The 19,788-nt window shown below is 51.3% G+C and carries 23 protein-coding genes; 4 read left to right on the top strand and 19 right to left on the bottom strand.

From position 1 onward, the window contains the following. Positions 1-54 precede the first annotated feature (54 nt). From XZ46_RS16840 to XZ46_RS16825, 3 genes are all read right to left on the bottom strand, one after another. Positions 55-3,108 (bottom strand): NACHT domain-containing protein, encoded by a 3,054-nt coding sequence (locus tag XZ46_RS16840; RefSeq protein WP_008049983.1) that lies wholly within the window; start codon positions 3,106-3,108, stop codon positions 55-57. Between the two features lie 3 nt (positions 3,109-3,111). Continuing rightward, complete coding sequence (locus tag XZ46_RS16835; RefSeq protein WP_006624731.1) at positions 3,112-3,483, bottom strand: hypothetical protein; 372 nt, start codon at positions 3,481-3,483, stop codon at positions 3,112-3,114. 532 nt (positions 3,484-4,015) lie between these two features. Then, positions 4,016-7,894 (bottom strand): PatA/PatG family cyanobactin maturation protease, encoded by a 3,879-nt coding sequence (locus XZ46_RS16825; protein WP_008049979.1) that lies wholly within the window; start codon positions 7,892-7,894, stop codon positions 4,016-4,018. Positions 7,895-8,088: 194 nt separating this feature from the next. Here XZ46_RS16825 and XZ46_RS16820 point away from each other — a divergent pair, with 194 nt between their 5' ends. Beyond that, positions 8,089-8,589, top strand: coding sequence for a hypothetical protein (locus XZ46_RS16820; RefSeq protein ID WP_228116362.1), 501 nt, complete (start codon positions 8,089-8,091; stop codon positions 8,587-8,589). On the opposite strand, the gene XZ46_RS34455 is transcribed toward XZ46_RS16820, so the two are convergent. After that, the gene (locus tag XZ46_RS34455) at positions 8,535-8,762 is read right to left on the bottom strand and encodes a hypothetical protein (protein WP_157234381.1); all 228 of its coding nucleotides are present in this window, start codon (positions 8,760-8,762) and stop codon (positions 8,535-8,537) included. The genes XZ46_RS16820 and XZ46_RS34455 overlap by 55 nt on opposite strands. Before the next feature lie 82 nt (positions 8,763-8,844). Between XZ46_RS34455 and XZ46_RS16815 the strand changes: the two genes are divergently transcribed. Continuing rightward, positions 8,845-9,204 (top strand): four helix bundle protein, encoded by a 360-nt coding sequence (locus tag XZ46_RS16815; RefSeq protein ID WP_008049975.1) that lies wholly within the window; start codon positions 8,845-8,847, stop codon positions 9,202-9,204. Between the two features lie 67 nt (positions 9,205-9,271). Here XZ46_RS16815 and XZ46_RS16810 read toward each other — a convergent pair whose 3' ends face one another. Further along, positions 9,272-9,685: a hypothetical protein gene (locus tag XZ46_RS16810; RefSeq protein ID WP_006624738.1), complete on the bottom strand. Its 414-nt coding sequence runs from the start codon at positions 9,683-9,685 to the stop codon at positions 9,272-9,274. Between the two features lie 219 nt (positions 9,686-9,904). Continuing rightward, the gene (locus XZ46_RS16805) at positions 9,905-10,168 is read right to left on the bottom strand and encodes a PDDEXK family nuclease (RefSeq protein ID WP_006624739.1); all 264 of its coding nucleotides are present in this window, start codon (positions 10,166-10,168) and stop codon (positions 9,905-9,907) included. Between XZ46_RS16805 and XZ46_RS16800 the strand changes: the two genes are divergently transcribed. Beyond that, positions 10,167-10,706: a hypothetical protein gene (locus tag XZ46_RS16800; protein WP_048895147.1), complete on the top strand. Its 540-nt coding sequence runs from the start codon at positions 10,167-10,169 to the stop codon at positions 10,704-10,706. The genes XZ46_RS16805 and XZ46_RS16800 overlap by 2 nt on opposite strands. A gap of 34 nt (positions 10,707-10,740) precedes the next feature. On the opposite strand, the gene XZ46_RS16795 is transcribed toward XZ46_RS16800, so the two are convergent. From XZ46_RS16795 to XZ46_RS16780, 4 genes are all read right to left on the bottom strand, one after another. Further along, entirely contained in the window at positions 10,741-10,914 is a 174-nt protein-coding gene (locus XZ46_RS16795; RefSeq protein WP_008049969.1) for a DUF5837 family cyanobactin class RiPP, read from the bottom strand. A gap of 398 nt (positions 10,915-11,312) precedes the next feature. After that, positions 11,313-11,492 carry a DUF5837 family cyanobactin class RiPP gene (locus XZ46_RS16790; protein ID WP_008049965.1) on the bottom strand — a complete coding sequence of 60 codons (180 nt, stop codon included), beginning with the start codon at positions 11,490-11,492 and terminating at the stop codon, positions 11,313-11,315. A 355-nt stretch (positions 11,493-11,847) separates the two neighbouring features. After that, the gene (locus XZ46_RS36130) at positions 11,848-12,054 is read right to left on the bottom strand and encodes a DUF5837 family cyanobactin class RiPP (protein WP_008049961.1); all 207 of its coding nucleotides are present in this window, start codon (positions 12,052-12,054) and stop codon (positions 11,848-11,850) included. A gap of 195 nt (positions 12,055-12,249) precedes the next feature. Next, positions 12,250-13,164 (bottom strand): LynF/TruF/PatF family peptide O-prenyltransferase, encoded by a 915-nt coding sequence (locus tag XZ46_RS16780; RefSeq protein ID WP_008049959.1) that lies wholly within the window; start codon positions 13,162-13,164, stop codon positions 12,250-12,252. Positions 13,165-13,199: 35 nt separating this feature from the next. On the opposite strand from XZ46_RS16780, the gene XZ46_RS16775 reads away from it, so the two are divergent. Continuing rightward, positions 13,200-13,991, top strand: a complete 792-nt coding sequence (locus tag XZ46_RS16775) for a transposase (protein WP_048895430.1) — start codon at positions 13,200-13,202, stop codon at positions 13,989-13,991. A gap of 28 nt (positions 13,992-14,019) precedes the next feature. On the opposite strand, the gene XZ46_RS16770 is transcribed toward XZ46_RS16775, so the two are convergent. From XZ46_RS16770 to XZ46_RS37370, 9 genes are all read right to left on the bottom strand, one after another. Continuing rightward, positions 14,020-14,199: a DUF5837 family cyanobactin class RiPP gene (locus tag XZ46_RS16770; protein WP_008049954.1), complete on the bottom strand. Its 180-nt coding sequence runs from the start codon at positions 14,197-14,199 to the stop codon at positions 14,020-14,022. Between the two features lie 401 nt (positions 14,200-14,600). Beyond that, positions 14,601-14,777: a DUF5837 family cyanobactin class RiPP gene (locus tag XZ46_RS16765; protein ID WP_008049952.1), complete on the bottom strand. Its 177-nt coding sequence runs from the start codon at positions 14,775-14,777 to the stop codon at positions 14,601-14,603. Positions 14,778-15,113: 336 nt separating this feature from the next. Beyond that, entirely contained in the window at positions 15,114-15,293 is a 180-nt protein-coding gene (locus XZ46_RS16760; protein ID WP_048895146.1) for a DUF5837 family cyanobactin class RiPP, read from the bottom strand. A gap of 336 nt (positions 15,294-15,629) precedes the next feature. Then, on the bottom strand, positions 15,630-15,812 hold the full coding sequence (locus XZ46_RS16755) for a DUF5837 family cyanobactin class RiPP (protein WP_048895145.1): 183 nt from the start codon (positions 15,810-15,812) through the stop codon (positions 15,630-15,632). A 340-nt stretch (positions 15,813-16,152) separates the two neighbouring features. Continuing rightward, the gene (locus tag XZ46_RS16750; protein ID WP_048895144.1) at positions 16,153-16,335 is read right to left on the bottom strand and encodes a DUF5837 family cyanobactin class RiPP; all 183 of its coding nucleotides are present in this window, start codon (positions 16,333-16,335) and stop codon (positions 16,153-16,155) included. 339 nt (positions 16,336-16,674) lie between these two features. Next, positions 16,675-16,851 (bottom strand): DUF5837 family cyanobactin class RiPP, encoded by a 177-nt coding sequence (locus XZ46_RS16745; RefSeq protein WP_008049742.1) that lies wholly within the window; start codon positions 16,849-16,851, stop codon positions 16,675-16,677. 616 nt (positions 16,852-17,467) lie between these two features. Continuing rightward, entirely contained in the window at positions 17,468-18,148 is a 681-nt protein-coding gene (locus XZ46_RS37380) for a YcaO-like family protein (protein ID WP_251077538.1), read from the bottom strand. Further along, positions 18,114-19,022 (bottom strand): TOMM precursor leader peptide-binding protein, encoded by a 909-nt coding sequence (locus tag XZ46_RS37375; protein ID WP_251077537.1) that lies wholly within the window; start codon positions 19,020-19,022, stop codon positions 18,114-18,116. The genes XZ46_RS37380 and XZ46_RS37375 overlap by 35 nt, the downstream gene beginning before the upstream one ends. Next, the gene (locus tag XZ46_RS37370; RefSeq protein WP_251077536.1) at positions 18,926-19,768 is read right to left on the bottom strand and encodes a TOMM precursor leader peptide-binding protein; all 843 of its coding nucleotides are present in this window, start codon (positions 19,766-19,768) and stop codon (positions 18,926-18,928) included. The genes XZ46_RS37375 and XZ46_RS37370 overlap by 97 nt, the downstream gene beginning before the upstream one ends. Positions 19,769-19,788 lie beyond the last annotated feature (20 nt).

Here is a 19,788-nt window from a genome sequence, read left to right as displayed (position 1 = left end):
TTACTTTTTTTGTCTATTAATCTATCGATATTTTAACCTAAAAAATGCCAATCCTCAAATCTCCCCTAACCAGGTTTCGATCGCAGATATCAGATTCCGTTGATTGGGGGGAAAGCCTTTTAACGGCGCTTCTAGGGGGTCGTCGGTGAGGAAGGCTACAGCAATTACCCCGGTCAGTTTTTGGCAAAAGGCGATCGCTTCTGGGGTGGGTTGGGTCGGGGTGGAAACGGTTTCGCTACCGAGGAGGATGGCACGGTGGGGGAGGAGGTTACGGCGTTTTAGGGTTTTGAGGTGGCGGCGCAGTTCAGCGGGGGTGGCGGGTTCCGGGGGGTCTTCCTCGGGACAGGTGATTTCCCAAATCAGTTCGCTGACGGTGAGGGCGATTTCCCGTTCGCGGGTTTCGTCAGCGAGGAGGTCGGCGTTGAGGCAATACAGGGGCAGGTGTTGCAGGGATTCCCAGGTGAGGGGAGAGGCGAAAGTTTGTTCGCCGCTATGGGGGGAGGTGGGGGGATTGTGCCATGCTTGGTAAAATTCGGGATAGGGCAGATTTTCGGCACAATTCCAGAGGACGTTGTAGGATGGATGGAATCGTTTAAAGTTGTTTTGGTCAACTCCATCGCTGAGGTTGTGTTTTAAGGCGGTGACAACCCCTGCATATTGTTGGGGGGTAGTGAGGATTTTTGGCAGACTCAAAGCTAACCGCCAGCGGGTATCTTCATCCTCAGTAGTTTCTATAAGTTTAACCAAAACAGCGATCGCCTCTCGATTCCCTGGGTTGATTTCCCCTAAACTCTGAGCCGCCCACATCCTGGTTTTTTCATCCTCAGTGGTGGTGATAACATTGACTAATTCAGCGATCGCTTTACAATTTCCCGGGTCAATCCTCCCTAAACTCGCCGCCACACGCCAACGGATATCTTCAGACTCAGTGTTTGCGATAATGTTCTGCAAATTAGCGATCGCCGAGCGATTTCCTTGTCCGATTTTTTCTAAGGTCTCAGCCGCCATCCAACGGATATCTTCAGACTTAGTGTTTGCCATTATTTTGACCAAACCAGAGATGGCTTGAGGATTTCCCTGTCCGATTTTCTCTAGCAACAAAACCGCATCCAGCCGGGTATATCCAGACGGACTGGTTTCGATAACTTCGAGTAAATCCGCAATTTCTTGAGAGTTTACTGTGTTAATTTTATCTGGGCTCTCAGACGCTTGCCGCGAGGTATCTTTATCCCCGTTGGAGATTCTAATTGTGTTCCAAGGGCAAACTTTAGCATTTTTGGGATCAATTTTTTTTAAAATCAACATTGCCTGCATCCGGGTATCTTCATCTGGGCAATTATCAATAATTGCACTCAGTTCTGTAATCGTCAGCCGTCGAATGGTCTCATGTATCGCCTTTCTTGCCCCTTCTTCAACCGCTGCGCGAAAAGTCATCCATTTTGGCTTCTGAATGTCGAACTCACTCAACCCCCACTGTACCACCTGCCGCACAATTTCATCTACTAGAGAACAAGTTTTAAACTCATTAATCGCAGCAGCAGCTAGAAAATAGGATTGATATTCATAAAAACCTCTACCATTGTGATGTTCTAATTCGGTCAATCCATCCTCAAACTTAATCAACGCCCGAATAAACGCCTCCTTCTCCTCATCCCCAAGATCCTCACGCCCCAACCACAACAAAATCACCTGCTTCCACTGCTTCTCAAAAATCCGATACCGCTTCCCCTCCACCGGACGATCGCAATGATCCTTCGGCAGAAAATAATCCCAATCCGCCACCGCCAACGCCGCAAAATACTCCTGAAACGTCGCATGATAAAACCCATACACCTTCTCACGGAGATTTTCCGCCGCCACCCCCACCTCATTCAACCAACCTAACCTTAACGCCAGAGGAAACAACGACCCCGCCGCCTTCGGTTTCTTCAAATGCTTACACACCAACCGATGAGTTAACCGAAATCGACTCGTTTCCGCCTCCAGGGATGCCTTCGCCAACTCTCCCAAAGCCGCATTTAACTGTTCCTTTTCCTCCTCCGTCACCGGAAAAGCCGTTTCCTTCCACCCATAGACGGACTCCACAAACCCCTCATACAAGTCCGCCATCGTTTCCGGTAGCGCATCCTCCACCTTCCAAGTCGAACATAACAACGTTAACCGCAGGGGATTGCGGCATAAATCCTTAATCCGTTCTTTCCCCGACTCTTGCAATTCTGACCACAACGATTCCGCTAACTGGACATCCTCACCCGCCGCCACCAACCCCCGAAACCAGCGCCGGATAAACTCCTGCATTTGTTCATCCTGAAAGGGTTGGGTGAGATAGGTTTGAAACCCCTGTAACTGGCTGGGGTTCCCTTGCCACAAATTCAAGCGACAGGTGACAATCATCCGCGCATCGGTCACCCAACCTCGGAATTTTAACCCCTGTAGGTCGGTCTGGCTCATCTCATCCAAGCCATCCAACAGTAACCAGACTGCACCCCCCTCAAATTTATTCCCCCAGTCGGCTTTAATTTCCTCTCTGGACTGCCTCAATGCCTCGGTGAGCCATTTTTGCTCTAAATACTCTCCCAGGGGTTGACTGCCCAATTCTGCCAAGGATACCCACACCACTAAATCATCGGTTTCTTGTAATAACCAAAAGGCTAATTTCTGGAGTAACGTCGTTTTTCCCGCCCCCGGTTCCCCAATAATCGCCAGACATTTCTCCGTGCGTTGACGAATCACTTCTTCGAGAAACTCTCGGTAAGCAAACCGTTTCTCTACTTCCTGCCAGGTGAAGAATTCGGAACCTTTTTCCGGGTCAATCTCTTGGGGGTGTTTTGGGTTCTCACTCCGTTTCGGTTTCACCAGAGCTAAATTGACAAATAAATCCTCATCAATTAAATTGCGATCGCCATAAACCTGACCGATAACCGTATTACTGCTTAACTGCACTTGTCGGTCTAGCATCCGACGGCAAATATCGCGGTCAATCTGGCGCTGCTGGGTTGTTCCTCCAATGTAGGTATTTTGAACACCATAATTCACACCAGCAACATTGCCTTGCTGACCCTGATTCCCTTGACTGCCCGTGTTTTGATGATTAGTTGGCTCTGACATAGACTAATCCTTCTCTTTTGTCCAACCCTCGATCGCCCCAGCAACGATCGCCCCCACTGGATTTTGCTTGAGTCCTTCCACCAGTCCACCCCGCGCCGCCCGGATTGCTCGTTCCTTAAAGGTTGGCTTTTCCTCAATTTTGGCAATGACCATTCCCGCGAGCCTCATCTTTTCGCTCGTGGTGGTTGCCTGAGTCACGTCTAAACTGGAAAGCAAAGTTTGAATCTCTTTGACTGTTGCCTGAAGTTCAGGGTCTAAGGTGTTCGTCTGAACCCCGTAGTTGACTCCCGCCACATTATTTTGAGTGCCTTGATTATCCACACTGCCGACTGGAGCGTTGAACTGTTGCTTTTTACCTTCTTTACCTTCTGTCATCAGATTACCTCATGAATTGATCTAAATTCCCGGCTACCCAAAATGCAGCCGCCACCGATGGTTAGTTTTAGGAGCGATCGCCCCACATCCATACCCATCTCCTCAACCTTGGGATAATTATAACTGAGGCGCGATTTCCAGTGGCTCTGGTGTGACGAATATGGCTCAAGGTTATTCAAAAACTCTTGACAAATCCCGATAGCCTGCGCCGACGGTGAGGGGGTTTGGGATGAAATCTCTCAAAATTGGGGACGGTGAATGGTTGGGTTTCGCGGTTCGCTTCACCCAACCTACCAGACTACGAGACTGCTGACGTTCGTTTATTGTCTGTGGATGCGGGGACGGTGAGGGGGTTTGGGATGAAATCTCTCAAAATTGGGGGCGGTGAATGGTTGGGTTTCGCGCTTCGCTGCACCCAACCTACCAGACCAAGGCGCGGTCAATTGGTGAACGCTCCCCCACTGTTTGGCGGCGAGGTGGGGGAGTGCGTCAGTATTTTAAATCACTCCTGGGAGAGTGAAGCGCGATCGCCCTAGGTTCGCTTTTTACCCGGAATAGCCCAGCGTTTGATACTCCCCACCGTTACCGGCATACTATCCGCCACATCAATGGTGAAGCGAAACACCTGACGCGATCGCTTCCCATCTTCCGGATCAAAGAAAGTCAGTAACACATCCCAACAGTCGCTATTCAGGCGGCAGTAGGGGCTTTTCTCCACTTCGATGGTATCCAAGCGTCGGTCAGCGGCGATCGCCTCCGCAAAGGTAGCAGCCGCTTGGAAAGTATTGGTTACTGCAAAATTGAGGGCGCGATCGCGGGAGGTTTTCCCCACATTATGCAATTCATAATACACCCGATTCAAAAACGCCGTCAGCCCTTCCCGCAGCAGGCCTTCACTCCCCTCCTCAAGGTTATTTAAAGTCCCCAACGCCGCATCAACCAGCAGGTTAATATTCCAGCCATACATCCCGCGAGGATTGCGAACGTTGAGCACCGGAACCACTTCCCCCGAAAACAGTTCCACCATCCGCTCCGTTTGTCGGCCCGGGATACTGACGCGCTCCATAAATTCGGCGCTCGTTTCCGGTTCAAGTTGTCCATTGAGCATCAACAAAAACATCTCATAAATATCATCAGCAAAGGGGCCTTTAGGGTCGAGGGCGTAGATGGTATTTTGGTCGAGATTCAACGTCCAAATCAGCGAGTAAGCCGCGTCGGGATGATTGTCTAAATGTTCCACCATCTGGCGGGCATCGTAGGGGTCGGGCGGCACCATCACCCCATGCAAATTAACCGGAGCCATCGTTTGTTTAAACGTATCCCGCCGCGCCTCGTCTCCGAAATCATAGCCAATCGTACCGAGGGCGAAAACGTGACCTGAACCAGCCTTGCTGGGTTGAACATCGGCAGGGGTGAGGGAGGCGGAAGCGGTTAAAGATACTGGCGTTGTGGTTTGAGTTACAACGTTGCTCACCTTAACCGCAGATGGTTCGATACCCACGGCGGAACCGATGGCATTCACCCCAAGGGCGCTGTGTTCGGTGCGATTCACTTGATCGCCCGCAAAGGAAATCGTCACCCCAGACCCAAATAACAGCCCCATCGCGCCGGGGAGGTTCACTTTACCCCGCAGGCAGCGTTCCGGTTCGTCGGTGTCTTCAGGGGTGCAAGGAATGGCGGTATTGAGCAGCGCCGCCCGCACCGCTTCCGCATCCACAGGTTTACCCTGTTGGAGTTGCAGACTCATCAGCAAACCGCACAACCCGGTCATTACCGGAGCCGCCATACTTGTTCCCAGAAGGCGCACAGGTTCTTCATTAGCCGGTTGCGCCCCCAGAATTTCACCCCCCGGAGCCATGATGCCTTCTAGGGCATTGTTACCCCCCCAATTGCTGAACTTGTAAGGTGTACCGTCAGGCTTTAACGCTCCCACAGACAGCACTCCCGGCAGGGAAGCGGGCATACACCAGCATTCCCCCTTATTGTTGCCTGCGGGGGCGACGATCAGAATATTGTTGTCCTGGCATTTTTTCAGAGCTTGCAATAAAATTTCTTCCCCTTCCCCGGTTTGGGTGGGGCGGCAGGCGGCACAGTGGATGATATTTGCGCCTAACTCCAGACCCAGTTCAAAGGCACGAGCTAGATTGATGGGTGAGATGAATTCTTCATCCGTGCCACTGGTATTGAGGGGGACGTTAATCACACGACAACGCGGCGCGAGTCCGGGAGAGGGGGTGTTTTCTTGGCCGACAATGGTGCTGGTGATGTGGCAGGCGTGGTTGTCGCCGTGGATGCGTTTGAGGATCGGTTCAGGGAAGGCGGCTTTCTGGGCTTCCGCTTTTTGGTCTTTATCTAAAGTATCATCCTTGCCGATCGCCTGAAATAGGAGATAAGCCTCTGTAGGAACGGGTTCGGCGGGTTCGTGCCAATAGGGGAAAACTTTGGAAATTTCCGCCCCTTCAAAACAGGAGAGGGTGTGATCGGGGTTGCCGTCGAGGATGACGATGGTGATGCGGGGGTCGCCGAGGGTTTGGTTGCGAAGTTCAGCCAGTCCGGGGATGCGATCGTCGAGGTCGTGGGGATGTTGGGCAGTAGTCCCTTGGGTTTCGACTGCGCTCAACCCGACAGAATCCTCCAATTCGGAGGGGTTCATTGTTTCGAGTTCGCTCGGTTCCGCAGATGCGGATTCGGCTTCAATGGCTTCAATGTCTGAATCTAATTCGGAGAGGTGAAGGGTTGCTTGGGTTTCGACTGCGCTCGGTTCAACAGATGCGGATTCGGCTTCAGTCGCTTCAATTTGTGAATCCAATTCGGAGGGGTGAAGGGTTGCTGGGGTTTCGAGTTCGCTCGGTTCAACAGATGCGGATTCGGCTTCAATGGCGATCGCTTCCACCGCCAATTCCTCAGAAGCCTGAATATTATCTGCTACTGAATCATCTACCCCACTCGCCTGAATATTCCCGTTAGGCAATGACCCCAACATGAATTCACCCACAGAGGATTCCACCACATAATTTAATCCTGTCGCCCGGGCAAAGCGATCGCTATCTCCCGCCCCCAACGAACAGGGAGCCAGCCCCATATTTGTCGCCACCAAATAGAGATTCTGATACAGGACGCCGACGTGCTTGAGAACTAGGGCATAAGCCAGCGATCGATATTTGCGGAACAGTCGCCCAAACCGAGCCGTAATAATCAGCAAAACTTGGGGCATCCCCTGTTCACCACTGGACTGGTGAGCGTCTTTAAGTAATGCTTGAATATCGGCCTCAGCAGCATCAATTTGAGCCAGTTGGTGATTGAGGGGATCATAGTGATAAAGTCCCGGTTTCACCCCTTCACAACGACGCACCGCTAAATAGATTTCTAGTTCGTACATCGCGCCACCGCAGGGATAGGGGCGGCGGCTGATTTCGCCCCAGTCGAAATCTTCACCGAATTGGGCTTTGAGCAGTTCGGTTTGCTCGGCATCGTGGGTATAAATTTCCTTGATGCGAGCGGTGCGGTAGAGCAGTTCGCCCAATTGCTCGATGGTGATGGGGTGATTCTCGTCATATTCGCGAATCGATGCCCGTTGTTCGATCGCCGTCGTCAGGGTTTTATCCCGTTGGCGGATGGCATCAATGCTCATTTGGGGCAGGGCGACAATTTGCCCGCTCATGGGGGGCTTGACTACGGGAAACTCGTCCCAAACCTCCAAACTGGCGGCAATATCCCCCGTGGGGTAGTCGTGGCGACCTTGGCGACAACGGCTATGGAATAGCAGGTTATGGAACTCCCACAGTTTCAGTTCTGGGGCTTCGGCTTCGATGGAAAGGAAACCCGTTGCCCAGAGGAGATTCAGGAATTGATAGGCGGTTTCTGCCCCAATTTGGGGCGGGGGCGTGACCCGTCGTAGGGATTGGGGTTGGGCGAGTTGGGCGAGGATGGCGCTGGCTCGCCAGTCCAGCAGCTTGACTCGAAATTTGGATAAGGGAGATTCCAACACCATGCCGCCCTCGTGGCTGCGTTGGTAGGCAAAGCGGGAGAGGCTGACACTGGCCCGAGTCCAGTGGGGTGAGTCCAGGTTAAGTTCGGCGGATTCCACCATTGGCACGGCGATCGCCAACGGTAATACAGCATACTGCAACCAGCCGCGATCGCCCATCTGTTGCAATGTGGCGGCTAACTGTTCCCCCGCTTCCATCCCTTCCCGTTCGCTCAGAGTTTGGGTCAACTGTTGGAGGGTGGCGGTTCCTTCCTGTAAGTGGGCTAGGGCATCGCCCATCCCGGTGATGGCAGGGAGAGTTACCATAGAGGGAGCAATGGATTGGCTAGGATCGGTATTCGCGGGGCTGAGGGCATAGCCCTCTGTCGTGGTGCTAACCTGAATGGTGGAATTGAGAGAAACCGCAAAGGGATAGGTACGCATAGGTTCTAGATGGGTAATGTTACAGAGGAAAGGAAATAACAGCAGCCATTGGGGAAATCATTAGCAATGGTATCTTATTTGATGTCAAAAAATGGTCAAATGCTATGCCTGAAGGAGACGATTTTTTTCAAACGATTGAAGCACTTTTTAACACATTGGCTGACAGAAACATAAATTACTTATTGGTTGGAGGAGTGGCTCTACTGAGTTATGTAGAAAGCCGCAATACTCAAGATATTAACTTGATTCTGGCTCGATCCGATCTAGATGCTTTGCCCGAAGTTGTGATCGAGGATGAAGATAAGGATTTTATACAGGGTCTATTTGACCCCTTGCAGATCGACATTTTTTTAACCCAAAACAAGCTATTCAAGGAAGTTTTAGAACAATTTTCCATAGGTAGACAATTTGGCGATCGCATTATTCGGTGTGCCACAGTGGAAGGACTTGTGCTGCTGAAATGCTATGCCCTACCGTCTCTTTATCGACAGGGGCAATTTAGCCGAGCCAGTATTTACGAAAATGACATTCTTCTCCTCCTATTAAACTATTCGGTAGATATTGATAACCTGATAAAAATTCTGTCTGCCCATCTTCTCCCCAGTGATCTGACAGAGGTGGGCGCGATCGCTGAGGAAATTCAAGGCCGCATTCGGCGCTTTTCCAGCCAACAGCGATCGCTGACGGATGAGTAGACAAGGGGATTGGGTGACAGGGCGATCGCATTTTCAAATCCGGGTAACGCGGGCACGGTGAGTAGGGAAGCGGTTGCACCGGCATCATTGCCAGAAACCAGGCCGAGGGTGTAACCGTTTTCGGAGGGATTAATTTGAATGCCGGAACTCAGAGAAATAGTAAACGGATTCATAGTCAATTCAAAATTCAAAATTCAAAAAAGTTGGTAAACTGCTCGTATCAGTTTTGATTCCATAGATTTTGACTTGATTATTATGGATTATCGGCCGATTCCCGATCGCACATTTGAGTTTGCCGTGAGAATTACCAAGCTTTGCTCCCATCTCGATCAACAACCCGGAACACCGCGATTGTTAGCCAATCAACTGTTTAGATCGGGAACGTCAATCGGTGCCAACATTGCCGAATCGGGTTCGGCTGAAAGTGACCGAGATTTTATCAGCAAGCAGTCGATCGCTCTCAAGGAAGCCAAAGAAACAAGATATTGTCTCAGGCTATTAATTCAATCAGAAATGATACCCGAGACAAAAGTATCCAGTCTCTTGGATGAATGCGAACAGTTAATCAAAATCATTTCAAAATCCATCCTGACCGCCAAAAGAAAGCTGAAATAAAGTTAAAATCAGCAAGCCAGAAGTACAAATTTTTGACTTTTGACTTTTGACTTTTGACTTTTGACTTTCAAATGGGTGATAGCTGATTCAAATCTCGGATGGGCTGTCCCAACCAGCGCAAAATCGCACAGGCATGAGCTTTTTTGAGCATCAAGCGATCGGCGGCTTGGGAAAGATCGCGCAACTCTTGCTGTTGGCTGGGCGTTAATGTTCCCTCTTGGTTGCGATCGAGTAGTTCCAGATGGCGTTCCTGCTGGTCTGGAGCGATTTGACTTCGGGCAATTTGCCGGAGTTCATCTACACTCAGCGTTTGCAGGGTCAGCAATTCAGCCTGTATTTCCGCCGGGGCTGTATCGATCGCAGGGGGTAAGTTTCCAGCAATACTTTGGATGACCAATTCCGACAGGGGTTGGTTGGTCAACTCGGCAAGGCGAGATAAGCGTCGAACAGCAGATTCTGGCAGGTCTATTGTCAGTTGCATGGTGATATTTCCTTTGCTAAATATATTAGCATATTTATCATTCTTGTCAACCTTTTTTTGAGATTTATTCGGCTATTATCAGTCGGCTTTCGGTCAACTTTAATTGGTCGGTAAAATGGTGCGAACGCACGATGAGCGATCGCTTTTTCGGTCGCCATCTATAGGGATTATCAGTCGGCTTTCAGTCATCAGAAAAGGAATCAACAAAAACATCACTGACTACTGGATGTCTGTCCGGGATAATTGCTCGATAAAAGTTTGATGTTCGGACGTAGCAATTCCCTGTTGCAAGATCGCCAATACTTGTGCCAAGTCCCCCGCCAACAGCGCATCTTTGTCCAACCACAAACCGGGAAATACGAGCGATCGCACGATGCCATCACCATCCACATTCAGGGGGACATACTGACCGTCTTCCCAGCGGAACCAATCGATCGCCCCGTCAATCGAACCGAAACAGCCGGAAGATTTGCCGAAAATCATGCACTTTCTCAATTGGTACACAGCAATGTGCTTTAACCGAATGCTCGGACGCACGGGACACTTTTGGGAAAAGCGCTATTTTGCCGAAGGGTTTCCGGCTAGTGACAAAGACCGAGTATTGAATACCCTGCGCTACATCCACGGCAATCCCAAAGCGGCGAAAATGCGATCGACCTTTTTCTACGAGTTCAGCAACTATGGCAGTTATGAAAAACTCACCGATGATGGCTTGACCCAGTGGCATCCGGCTTTCTTGCAGTTGGGGGCAACTTTGGAGGATTGCGCTCGAAAATATCGAGGATTTTGCAACCGCTACAAACCCAAAAGTAAACCCGCGAAAAAGTGTCATTGGGGTTCAAGGCTACTGGCGGGGATGAAAGCTGAACGTCAGTCTTCTTCTCGGGGTCGGGGGAAGAGGGGCAGAGGGAGTGATGCTCCCTCCACCCCTACCGCGTGCCAGGTATCGGAGGTATCGGCAGTTGCCCGTCAATTCATCGAGGCGAACCAAGCGCCCTGGCTGTCCTCACGAGAAGTTTGAGGATTGAAAACGGTTGTGGTAAAATCAACCCCGACTACTCGTCGTCACCCTCATAGGAACACAACTCAGCACTACGACACTTCCTCCCCGCCTGGGCTTGGGAGCCGATCGCCTCTTCACTCAGTTCAGCCAAAGCGCTAGGCAGTTGACCCGTAGGAATGCGGTCAACGGGCTGCTGGGGGTTGGGGGAGATGTTTTTCTTGTCCATTGGATTTCTCCTGAGTTTGCTAGGTTTTCTCGTCTCCAATCAAAAAGTCATTAAAGCCTCTTAATTTTGACTTTTGACTTTTCAACTTTTGACTTGTTTGACCGCTTGGGGTGGTCAGTCCCTTCTTGTTGTCAAGAAGCCTGTTTGTGCTGCCCCGTAGCGGTGGGCGCGGCACGAAAATTCTGGTTTGGGGTAGCACCCCATTCAGTCCAACAAAACTCTGGGTCGGGGAAGGGCAGAGGGAGTGATGCTCCCTCCACCCCAACCGCGTGCCAGGTATCGTCCAGCCCCGAGGTATCGGCAGTTGCCCGTCAATTCATCGAGGCGAACCAAGCGCCCTGGCAGTCCTCACGAGAAGTTTGAGGAGCGAAAAGGGTTGTGGTAGAATTACCCCGCGACTACTCGTCGTCCCCATCATAGGAACACATACAGGGATTATACGGGTCAAATCCTTGGGGAAGGGCCTCAAGGGAGCCGATCGCCTCTTCACTCAGTTCAGCCAGAGCGCTGGGCAGTTGACCCGTAGGAACGCGATCAATGGGTTGCTGGGGGTTGGGGGAGATGTTTTTCTTGTCCATTGGATTTCTCCTGAGTTTGCTAGGTTTTCTCGTCTCCAATCAAAAAGTCATTAAAGCCTCTTAATTTTGACTTTTGACTTTTCAACTTTTGACTTGTTTGACCGCTTGGGGTGGTCAGTCCCTTCTGAGGTGATCAGAAGCCTGGATCGTGCTGCCTGGATAGCGGTGGGCGCGGCACAAAAATTTTGGTTTGGGTCTGGGAGGGGGTAGATTCTCCCCCTCCCAGGGTGCCAGGTATCGTCCAGCCTTGAGGTATCAACGGTTGCCCGTCAATTCATCGAGGCGAACCAAGCGCCCTGGCAGTCCTCACGAGAAGTTTGAGGATTGAAAACGGTTGTGGTAAAATCAACCCCGACTACTCGTCGTCTCCGTCGAAGGAACAAGCCCCTATCAGCTCATACCCAAATTCAGCGGCATTTTGAATGTCTTGGGCATTGGAGGCATAAACACCCGCGAAGGAGAGGGCTGCTTCACTCAATTCAGCCAAAGCACTGGGCAGTTGACCCGTAGGAACGCGGTCAACGGGCTGCTGGGGGTTGGGGGAGATGTTTTTCTTGTTCATTGGATTTCTCCTGAGTTTGCTAGGTTTTCTCGTCTCCAATCAAAAAGTCATTAAAGCCTCTTAATTTTGACTTTTGACTTTTCAACTTTTGACTTGTTTGACCGCTTGGGGTGGTCAGTCCCTTCTTGTTGTCAAGAAGCCTGTTTGTGCTGCCCCGTAGCGGTGGGCGCGGCACACAAAACTTTTAAGTGGATGTCATCCAGTCATCCCTGCCGCAAATCTTTGATAGTAATAGAGGCGAATATTTTCAATTCTTCCTTGTTGTAGCTCTTGTTCGGCTACACCAACCCAGGCGTGGGGAAGTATTTCTTGCTGGTTATAAAAAGAATGCACCCGATTTCCCATATCATTTAGTCGAAAATAATTCTGTAATTCTTGCTTGTTTTTGAGTAGGTAATATAGAACTGGATTTTCATTTGCTATGGACAGACCCATATAAAATGAACTAGAAGCACCAAGTGGTTTTAAGGCAGAAGCACAGAAAATTGAAGCCAGAAAAGATTGGACATGAGGAGAATTAAATTCTTCTTCTTTCAGACTGGCATATAGTTCAATTTCACTGCGACCATCCAGATAAAAATCAAACCCAATCAGAGAGACAGATGATAACAGAATTTGGTGAAAATTGTCCCTAGGGAGTTTAGCCAAACTGAAAGCCGTTGCAATCTTTTCAGGATAGTCTTCAATCGTGATGTGCATTTTCAGGCTAGAGTCGGCCAAGTTTTGCCGCAGGTCGATGCCAGTCGATAAAACCGACATCTTGCTAAAGTCGAAGTCATTCCCCAAGAAATGCTGAAGCAAGCCATAGTCTAAATGAACGTCTACCTGATTTTCGGTTTGATGAAAAAACCTAAAAGCCTGGTCTAATTTTTGGGGCCATGATTGAGTCATCTCTTGAAAAAACAAGAGAAATCGGGAAGCAATTAAATGGTCGGACTCAACTTTGCAAGATGCCTCAATTGTGCAATCCCCTTCAACGCTAACCACGAAGTCTTCAAACAATTGAAGGGGGAAAACCGGCTCGACTTCAAAGGCAGTTTGATGGGCGCGAATAAATTGCAGTCGCTTTTCCCGTAAATGATTTTGTTGGAGAATAGAGGTACAGTTCATAAATGATGTCTATCAATGATGTTTTTGCAGAAAAAATGTCCAGAAAACCCAGAAATTTTCAGTCAGGATACGCCTACCACGTCACGACGCGGTGCAATAATCGCGAGTTTAAGCTGAGTCGTCGAGACAGTCGGGAGGTGTTTCTTTATGCCATCAAACGGGCGGTAAACAAGTTTGATTTCCGACTTTACGCCCTGTGCATTATGAGCAATCACGTCCATTATCTCATCGAACCGAAACAGCCAGAGGATTTGCCCAAAATCATGCATTTTCTCAATTGGTACACTGCTATGTGCTTTAACCGAATGCTCAACCGCACGGGACATTTTTGGGAAAAGCGCTATTTTGCCGAAGGGTTTCCCGCCAGTGACAAAGACCGAGCATTGAATACCCTGCGTTACATCCACGGCAATCCCAAAGCGGCCAAAATGCGATCGACCTTTTTCTACGAGTTCAGCAACTATAGCAGTTATGAAAAACTCACCGATGATGGCTTGACCCAGTGGCATCCGGCTTTCTTGCAGTTGGGGGCAACTTTGGAGGATTGCGCTCGAAAATATCGAGGATTTTGCAACCGCTACAAACCCAAAAGTAAACCCGCGAAAAAGTGTCATTGGGGTTCAAGGCTACTGGCGGGGATGAAAGCTGAACGTCAGTCTTCTTCTCTGGGTCGGGGAAACAGGGGCAGAGGGAGTGATGATGCTCCCTCCACCCCAACTGCGTGCCAGGTATCGGAAAGCCTTGAGGTATCGGCAGTTGCCCGTCAATTCATCGCGGCGAACCAAGCACCCTGGCAGGGCAGTCCTCACGAGAAGTTTGAGGATTGAAAACGGTTGTGGTAGAATTACCCCGCGACTACTCGTCGTCCCCCTCATAGGAACAACAAATATGACAACACCGGCCAAGGCCAGCCGCCGCCTGGGCTTGGGAGCCGATCGCCTCTTCACTCAGTTCAGCCAGCGCACTGGGCAGTTGACCCGTAGGAACGCGGTCAACGGGCTGCTGGGGGTTCGGGGAGATGTTTTTCTTGTCCATTGGATTTCTCCTGAGTTTGCTAGGTTTTCTCGTCTCCAATCAAAAAGTCATTAAAGCCTCTTAATTTTGACTTTTGACTTTTCAACTTTTGACTTGTTTGACCGCTTGGGGTGGTCAGTCCCTTCTTGTTGTCAAGAAGCCTGTTTGTGCTGCCCCGTAGCCGTGGGCGCGGCACGAAAATTCTCGTTTGGGGTAGCACCCCATTCCGTCCAACAAAACTCTGGGTCGGGGGAAGAGGGGCAGAGGGAGTGATGCTCCCTCCACCCCTACCGCGTGCCAGGTATCGGAAAGCCTTGATGTATCAACGGTTGCCCGTCAATTCATCGCGGCGAACCAAGCGCCCTGGTAGTCCTCACGAGAAGTTTGAGGATTGAAAAGGGTTGTGGTAGAATCAACCCCGACTACTCGTCGTCCCCCTCATAGGAACAAAAACTCGGATCTGGAAGCCGGATACTAGCCGCCTGGGCTTGGGAGCCGATCGCCTCTTCACTCAGTTCAGCCAGCGCACTGGGCAGTTGACCCGTAGGAACGCGGTCAATGGGTTGCAGGGGGTTGGGGGAGATGTTTTTCTTGTTCATTGGAGTTTTACCTCTTTTGTTAGGTTTACAGTTTGACCACTTGGGGTGGTCAGTCCCTTCTTGTTGTCAAGAAGCCTGTTTGTGCTGCCCCGTAGCCGTGGGCGCGGCACGAAAATTCTCGTTTGGGGTAGCACCCCATTCCGTCCAACAAAACTCTGGGTCGGGGGAAGAGGGGCAGAGGGAGTGATGCTCCCTCCACCCCTACCGCGTGCCAGGTATCGGAAAGCCTTGAGGTATCGGCAGTTGCCCGTCAATTCATCGAGGCGAACCAAGCACCCTGGCTGACTCAACAGCCGATTTGAGGATCGAAAAGGGTTGTGGTAGAATCAACCGCGACTACTCGTCGTCCCCGGAATAGGAACACAATTCCGTCCCGCGCAGGTCCGAAGCGTAAGAGGCCTGGGCTTGGGAGCCGATCACCTCTTCACTCAGTTCAGCCAGAGCACTGGGCAGTTGACCCGTAGGAACGCGGTCAATGGGTTGCAGGGGGTTGGGAGAGATGTTTTTCTTGTTCATTGGAGTTTTACCTCTTTTGTTAGGTTTACAGTTTGACCACTTGGGGTGGTCAGTCCCTTCTTGTTGTCAAGAAGCCTGTTTGTGCTGCCCCGTAGCCGTGGGCGCGGCACGAAAATTCTCGTTTGGGGTAGCACCCCATTCCGTCCAACAAAACTCTGGGTCGGGGGAAGAGGGGCAGAGGGAGTGATGCTCCCTCCACCCCAACCGCGTGCCAGGTATCGGAAAGCCTTGAGGTATCGGCAGTTGCCCGTCAATTCATCGAGGCGAACCAAGCACCCTGGCAGTCCTCACGAGAAGTTTGAGGATTGAAAAGGGTTGTGGTAAAATCAACCGCGACTACTCGTCGTCCCCATCATAGGAACAGTGCGGAAAACACCCGGTGCCCATGAAACCCGAGGGAAGGGCCTCAAGGGAGCCGATCGCCTCTTCACTCAGTTCAGCCAGCGCACTGGGCAGTTGACCCGTAGGAACGCGGTCAACGGGCTGCTGGGGGTTGGGGGAGATGTTTTTCTTGTTCATTGGAGTTTTTCACTCATTTGTTAGGTTTACAGTTTGACCACTTGGGGTGGTCAGTCCCTTCTTGTTGTCAAGAAGCCTGTTTGTGCTGCCCCGTAGCCGTGGGCGCGGCACGAAAATTCTCGTTTGGGGTAGCACCCCATTCCGTCCAACAAAACTCTGGGTCGGGGGAAGAGGGGCAGAGGGAGTGATGCTCCCTCCACCCCAACCGCGTGCCAGGTATCGGAAAGCCTTGTTGAGGTATCGGCAGTTGCCCGTCAATTCATCGCGACGAACCAAGCGCCCTGGCAGTCCTCACGAGAAGTTTGAGGATTGAAAAGGGTTGTGGTAAAATCAACCGCGACTACTCGTCGTCCCCATCATAGGAACAGTGCGGAAAACACCCGGTGCCCATGAAACCCGAGGGAAGGGCCTCAAGGGAGCCGATCGCCTCTTCGCTCAATTCAGCCAAAGCGCTGGGCAGTTGACCCGTAGGAACGCGGTCAACGGGCTGCTGGGGGTTGGGGGTGATGTTTTTCTTGTCCATTGGAGTTTTTCACTCATTTGTTAGGTTTACAGTTTGACCGCTTGGGGCGGTCAGTCCCTTCTTGTTGTCAAGAAGCCTGGATTGTGCTGCCTGGATAGCGGTGGGCGCAGCACGAAAATTCTCGTTTGGGGTAGCACCCCATTCAATCCAACAAAACTCTGGGTCGGGGGAAGAGGGGCAGAGGGAGTGATGCTCCCTCCACCCCAACCGCGTGCCAGGTATCGTCCAGCCTTGATGTATCAACGGTTGCCCGTCAATTCATCGCGGCGAACCAAGCGCCCTGGCTGTCCTCACGAGAAGTTTGAGGATTGAAAACGGTTGTGGTAAAATCAACCCCGACTACTCGTCGTCCCCCTCATAGGAACAAATCCCCCCTGCTGCTAGCCGAGCGCTAGCCGCCTGGGCTTGGGAGCCGATCGCCTCTTCACTCAGTTCAGCCAGGACACTGGGCAGTTGACCCGTAGGAATGCGGTCAACGGGCTGCTGGGGGTTGGGAGAGATGTTTTTCTTGTTCATTGGAGTTTTCACTCTTTTGTTAGGTTTACAGATTGACCGCTTGGGGCGGTCAGTCCCTTCTTGTTGTCAAGAAGCCTGTTTGTGCTGCCCCGTAGCGGTGGGCGCGGCACGAAAATTCTGGTTTGGGGTAGCACCCCATTCAGTCCAACAAAACTTTCTGTCTTGACTTTTAACTTCCCGAAGCCTCCAATTTCCGAGAAACTGCAACGATTTTCCAGCTCTCACAATTCGGCAATTGAGGGAACAAGCAAACTCTATAAAACCCACTAAAGGGATTAGATATTGCCCTTGCTGAAAATATTAAACACATCTCTCGTTTTTGTCAACAGTTTTCTTCAATTTATTTACCTTTTAGAAATTGATATTTTACCTGAGTTAGGCGACCAAAAAATAGGCGCAATCTTCCGGCGCAAAATCACTTTTTCGGTCGCCACAGAACCCTCAGCAGTTCGCTTTCAGCCCCGACTGAAACATTATTAAAAACCAGAATATAGCGGTTTCCCAAGCTGTGATGTGATGTACGGTTTAAAGCCCCTCGCCCTCTTTGGGAGAGGGGTTTGGGGTGAGGGTTATACATCATGAGAACCTCCATAAAAATTAATCCAGTGATTACCCCTTAAAACGGCATCGCCATCGGGTTCATTTCCGTTTCCAAAGTCGGAGTTTCCCGCCAACCTAATTGAACCGGCACATCATAAAGCCGCCCCGGCCCAAACCGCGACCAAAAATGACGCAGCCCCGGCACAATCACCTTGACCACATTCAAACCAATATCCGGGCGAGTTTGGTCTAGTACCAACGTTTCTAACCCTGCCGCTCGCACAATCTCCACACAGGTAGTCACATCCTCGCGGATATCATTCCCCCAGCGTTTCGGATAGTCCTGCATCGTTTTCAGCGGTTGAGCAGCATCAGGAGCCAAATAGGGCTGATTCTCTAACGTCGCTTCCAAGAGCCAACGTTTGGCATCGCCATCCAGTTGGTCATCCGGTACTTTGTCCAGTTCCAAGCCCAACTGATTCACCTCCGTCAGGGCGCGGAGAATGGCAATGGTCGGGTCGAGGTGCGCCCCAAAACCGAGAATCAACCGTTGCGAATTGCCCACTTTGCGCCGCGACACTCCAGCAAAGGCAGAAATTCCCAAATCTGCCGTCAAATCCAACACCCACAAATCCCGGTCATTCTCCCCATAAAACTGTTGCAACTCCAAAAAGTAAGGCTCATCAAAACTGCTCAAATCCACCGCCGGACGACGCAAGCGGTTATACCACCACAGCGCCACACTGTCCCGTTCCACCAACTCCAAAAAACCCTTGTAAAATCGCCTCCTCTAGGGTGTTCCCTGCCGCGTTGCCATTGGAATCAGCCCTGCAAAATCGCTGACCTTTTGGCATCGGATAGTTGTAGTAACAAAAAGCCGTGGGTAAGTATTTGTGACACTGTTCCGTTAGCGACCAAACCGGAGTCCAGTCGATGCTTTGGTTGGGGTCAAATCGCTGGGGAATCCAGTCATGGGCCGCTTGGCGATTTTGATTAATCTCCTCACGGCGGGCAAATTGGCTGTCACTAATACAGAGACAATCTTCAGGATTAATCGCCAACTCCCCCAACTCCGCGAAAGTCGCCTGCTTGCGAGGTTCATCCCCCTGGTAAATCCCCGAATAACGCTCCACCGCCTCACAGAAACCACTAGCGCGGGATTGGCTGTCGGTTTTGCCCTTGCCGGAACTCTTATGTTTCAGAGTGCTCCGGAGTCCCCGCAGGGAAGTCGCACCCCCAAAGGCGTGTCCGGCGCGGTAGGTATGCACCAAAGGGTTAGCCGGGTCGGTGACGCGCACCAATTCCGTCACCACTCCCGTAATCGGACTGATTAAATGCTCATGTTGCTGCACCGTTTGGGCGGGAGTGAGGGCGCGGTGGCCGCCATCGCGGGTGAAGTGTTTCTCGCGAGATTCCAAAACCACAGGCTCAAACCCTCGACGCTGGAGGATTTCCGGGTCGCCGCAAGTAGGGCATTGAGGGCGACGGATGAGGCTGTGGGTTTTGAAGTCCAGAGTGCGCTGGTTGAACGTGATTAACTTGCCCTCCAGGGTGGGGGAAGGCGTGGGGGACTGGGCAAGAACAAGGGATTTGGCGATTTCGGTAGCCGCAAACTGAAGGGCAGTCTGCAACGTCGAAGGCAAGGCGGCGCGGGCTGTGGGTAGATAACTATTGTATTGACCGTGTGAGGGATGTTGCCGTTGGTTTGGGCAGCGGCGTATTTTTCGCGCTGCACCGAGGCTTCCACTTCCCGGTTGCCCTCCAAACGCTGGGCGAGGCAGTGCCAGCAGCCCGTTTCTCCCGGTTTGAAGACTGGGCCGAGCCAAAGGACACTCCCCAGGGGTTTGACTAAAATCCAAGGTTGGCCGGTTTCGACCTGATGACGGTTGAGGGGGGCGAGGTCTGGGTTAAGGTAGTCATCGGTGAGAACGATCGCCAGAGCAGCCTCGGCTTCGGTGGGTTGGAGGGGAATGCCTAAATCGCGCAGAGCAGCCCCCAGAATGTCAACCATACCCTCACTAATGCGGTTTCCGACGGTTTTGAGGGTGACGGGTTGTTTCAGGGCTTGGGCGGCGACTGCGGGGGCAATACCCAGTTCACTCCAAAAAGCAGCAACTTCGGGAGCCAGTTCTGGTGCAGACTCAATCAGGTAGCCTTTTTCGCTGAGGCGATTGAGAACGAAATCAATATGGTCAAGGGGGACTTCACCGTTGAGCTTGTCGGCAATTTGTTCGCGAGAGTGGTTGCCGTCCAGAAAGGGAAGAATTTGGCAGTAGAGTCCCCCAGTGAGGGCGTGGTTTTCTTGTTCCCCCAAGAGATAGACCTGTTTGGGGGGGATGATTTCGATGTGGTAGTGGGGTTTGATTTGGAAGGACATAGGGTAGAGGAAGATAAGGG

This window comes from Limnospira indica PCC 8005 (assembly GCF_000973065.1).
Lineage (GTDB): Bacteria > Cyanobacteriota > Cyanobacteriia > Cyanobacteriales > Microcoleaceae > Limnospira > Limnospira fusiformis.
Note: the sequence above shows the minus strand (reverse complement) of the source record. Positions and strands in the feature narration are given on the sequence as shown.

Bases quoted from the DNA above. Each gene is read 5' to 3' on its own strand.
- XZ46_RS16840 (WP_008049983.1), bottom strand. From the start codon at position 3,108: ATGTCAGAGCCAACTAATCATCAAAACACGGGCAGTCAAGGGAATCAG.
- XZ46_RS16835 (WP_006624731.1), bottom strand. From the start codon at position 3,483: ATGACAGAAGGTAAAGAAGGTAAAAAGCAACAGTTCAACGCTCCAGTC.
- XZ46_RS16825 (WP_008049979.1), bottom strand. From the start codon at position 7,894: ATGCGTACCTATCCCTTTGCGGTTTCTCTCAATTCCACCATTCAGGTT.
- XZ46_RS34455 (WP_157234381.1), bottom strand. From the start codon at position 8,762: ATGAATCCGTTTACTATTTCTCTGAGTTCCGGCATTCAAATTAATCCC.
- XZ46_RS16815 (WP_008049975.1), top strand. From the start codon at position 8,845: ATGGATTATCGGCCGATTCCCGATCGCACATTTGAGTTTGCCGTGAGA.
- XZ46_RS16810 (WP_006624738.1), bottom strand. From the start codon at position 9,685: ATGCAACTGACAATAGACCTGCCAGAATCTGCTGTTCGACGCTTATCT.
- XZ46_RS16800 (WP_048895147.1), top strand. From the start codon at position 10,167: ATGCACTTTCTCAATTGGTACACAGCAATGTGCTTTAACCGAATGCTC.
- XZ46_RS16805 (WP_006624739.1), bottom strand. From the start codon at position 10,168: ATGATTTTCGGCAAATCTTCCGGCTGTTTCGGTTCGATTGACGGGGCG.
- XZ46_RS16795 (WP_008049969.1), bottom strand. From the start codon at position 10,914: ATGGACAAGAAAAACATCTCCCCCAACCCCCAGCAGCCCGTTGACCGC.
- XZ46_RS16790 (WP_008049965.1), bottom strand. From the start codon at position 11,492: ATGGACAAGAAAAACATCTCCCCCAACCCCCAGCAACCCATTGATCGC.
- XZ46_RS36130 (WP_008049961.1), bottom strand. From the start codon at position 12,054: ATGAACAAGAAAAACATCTCCCCCAACCCCCAGCAGCCCGTTGACCGC.
- XZ46_RS16780 (WP_008049959.1), bottom strand. From the start codon at position 13,164: ATGAACTGTACCTCTATTCTCCAACAAAATCATTTACGGGAAAAGCGA.
- XZ46_RS16775 (WP_048895430.1), top strand. From the start codon at position 13,200: ATGTCCAGAAAACCCAGAAATTTTCAGTCAGGATACGCCTACCACGTC.
- XZ46_RS16770 (WP_008049954.1), bottom strand. From the start codon at position 14,199: ATGGACAAGAAAAACATCTCCCCGAACCCCCAGCAGCCCGTTGACCGC.
- XZ46_RS16765 (WP_008049952.1), bottom strand. From the start codon at position 14,777: ATGAACAAGAAAAACATCTCCCCCAACCCCCTGCAACCCATTGACCGC.
- XZ46_RS16760 (WP_048895146.1), bottom strand. From the start codon at position 15,293: ATGAACAAGAAAAACATCTCTCCCAACCCCCTGCAACCCATTGACCGC.
- XZ46_RS16755 (WP_048895145.1), bottom strand. From the start codon at position 15,812: ATGAACAAGAAAAACATCTCCCCCAACCCCCAGCAGCCCGTTGACCGC.
- XZ46_RS16750 (WP_048895144.1), bottom strand. From the start codon at position 16,335: ATGGACAAGAAAAACATCACCCCCAACCCCCAGCAGCCCGTTGACCGC.
- XZ46_RS16745 (WP_008049742.1), bottom strand. From the start codon at position 16,851: ATGAACAAGAAAAACATCTCTCCCAACCCCCAGCAGCCCGTTGACCGC.
- XZ46_RS37370 (WP_251077536.1), bottom strand. From the start codon at position 19,768: ATGTCCTTCCAAATCAAACCCCACTACCACATCGAAATCATCCCCCCC.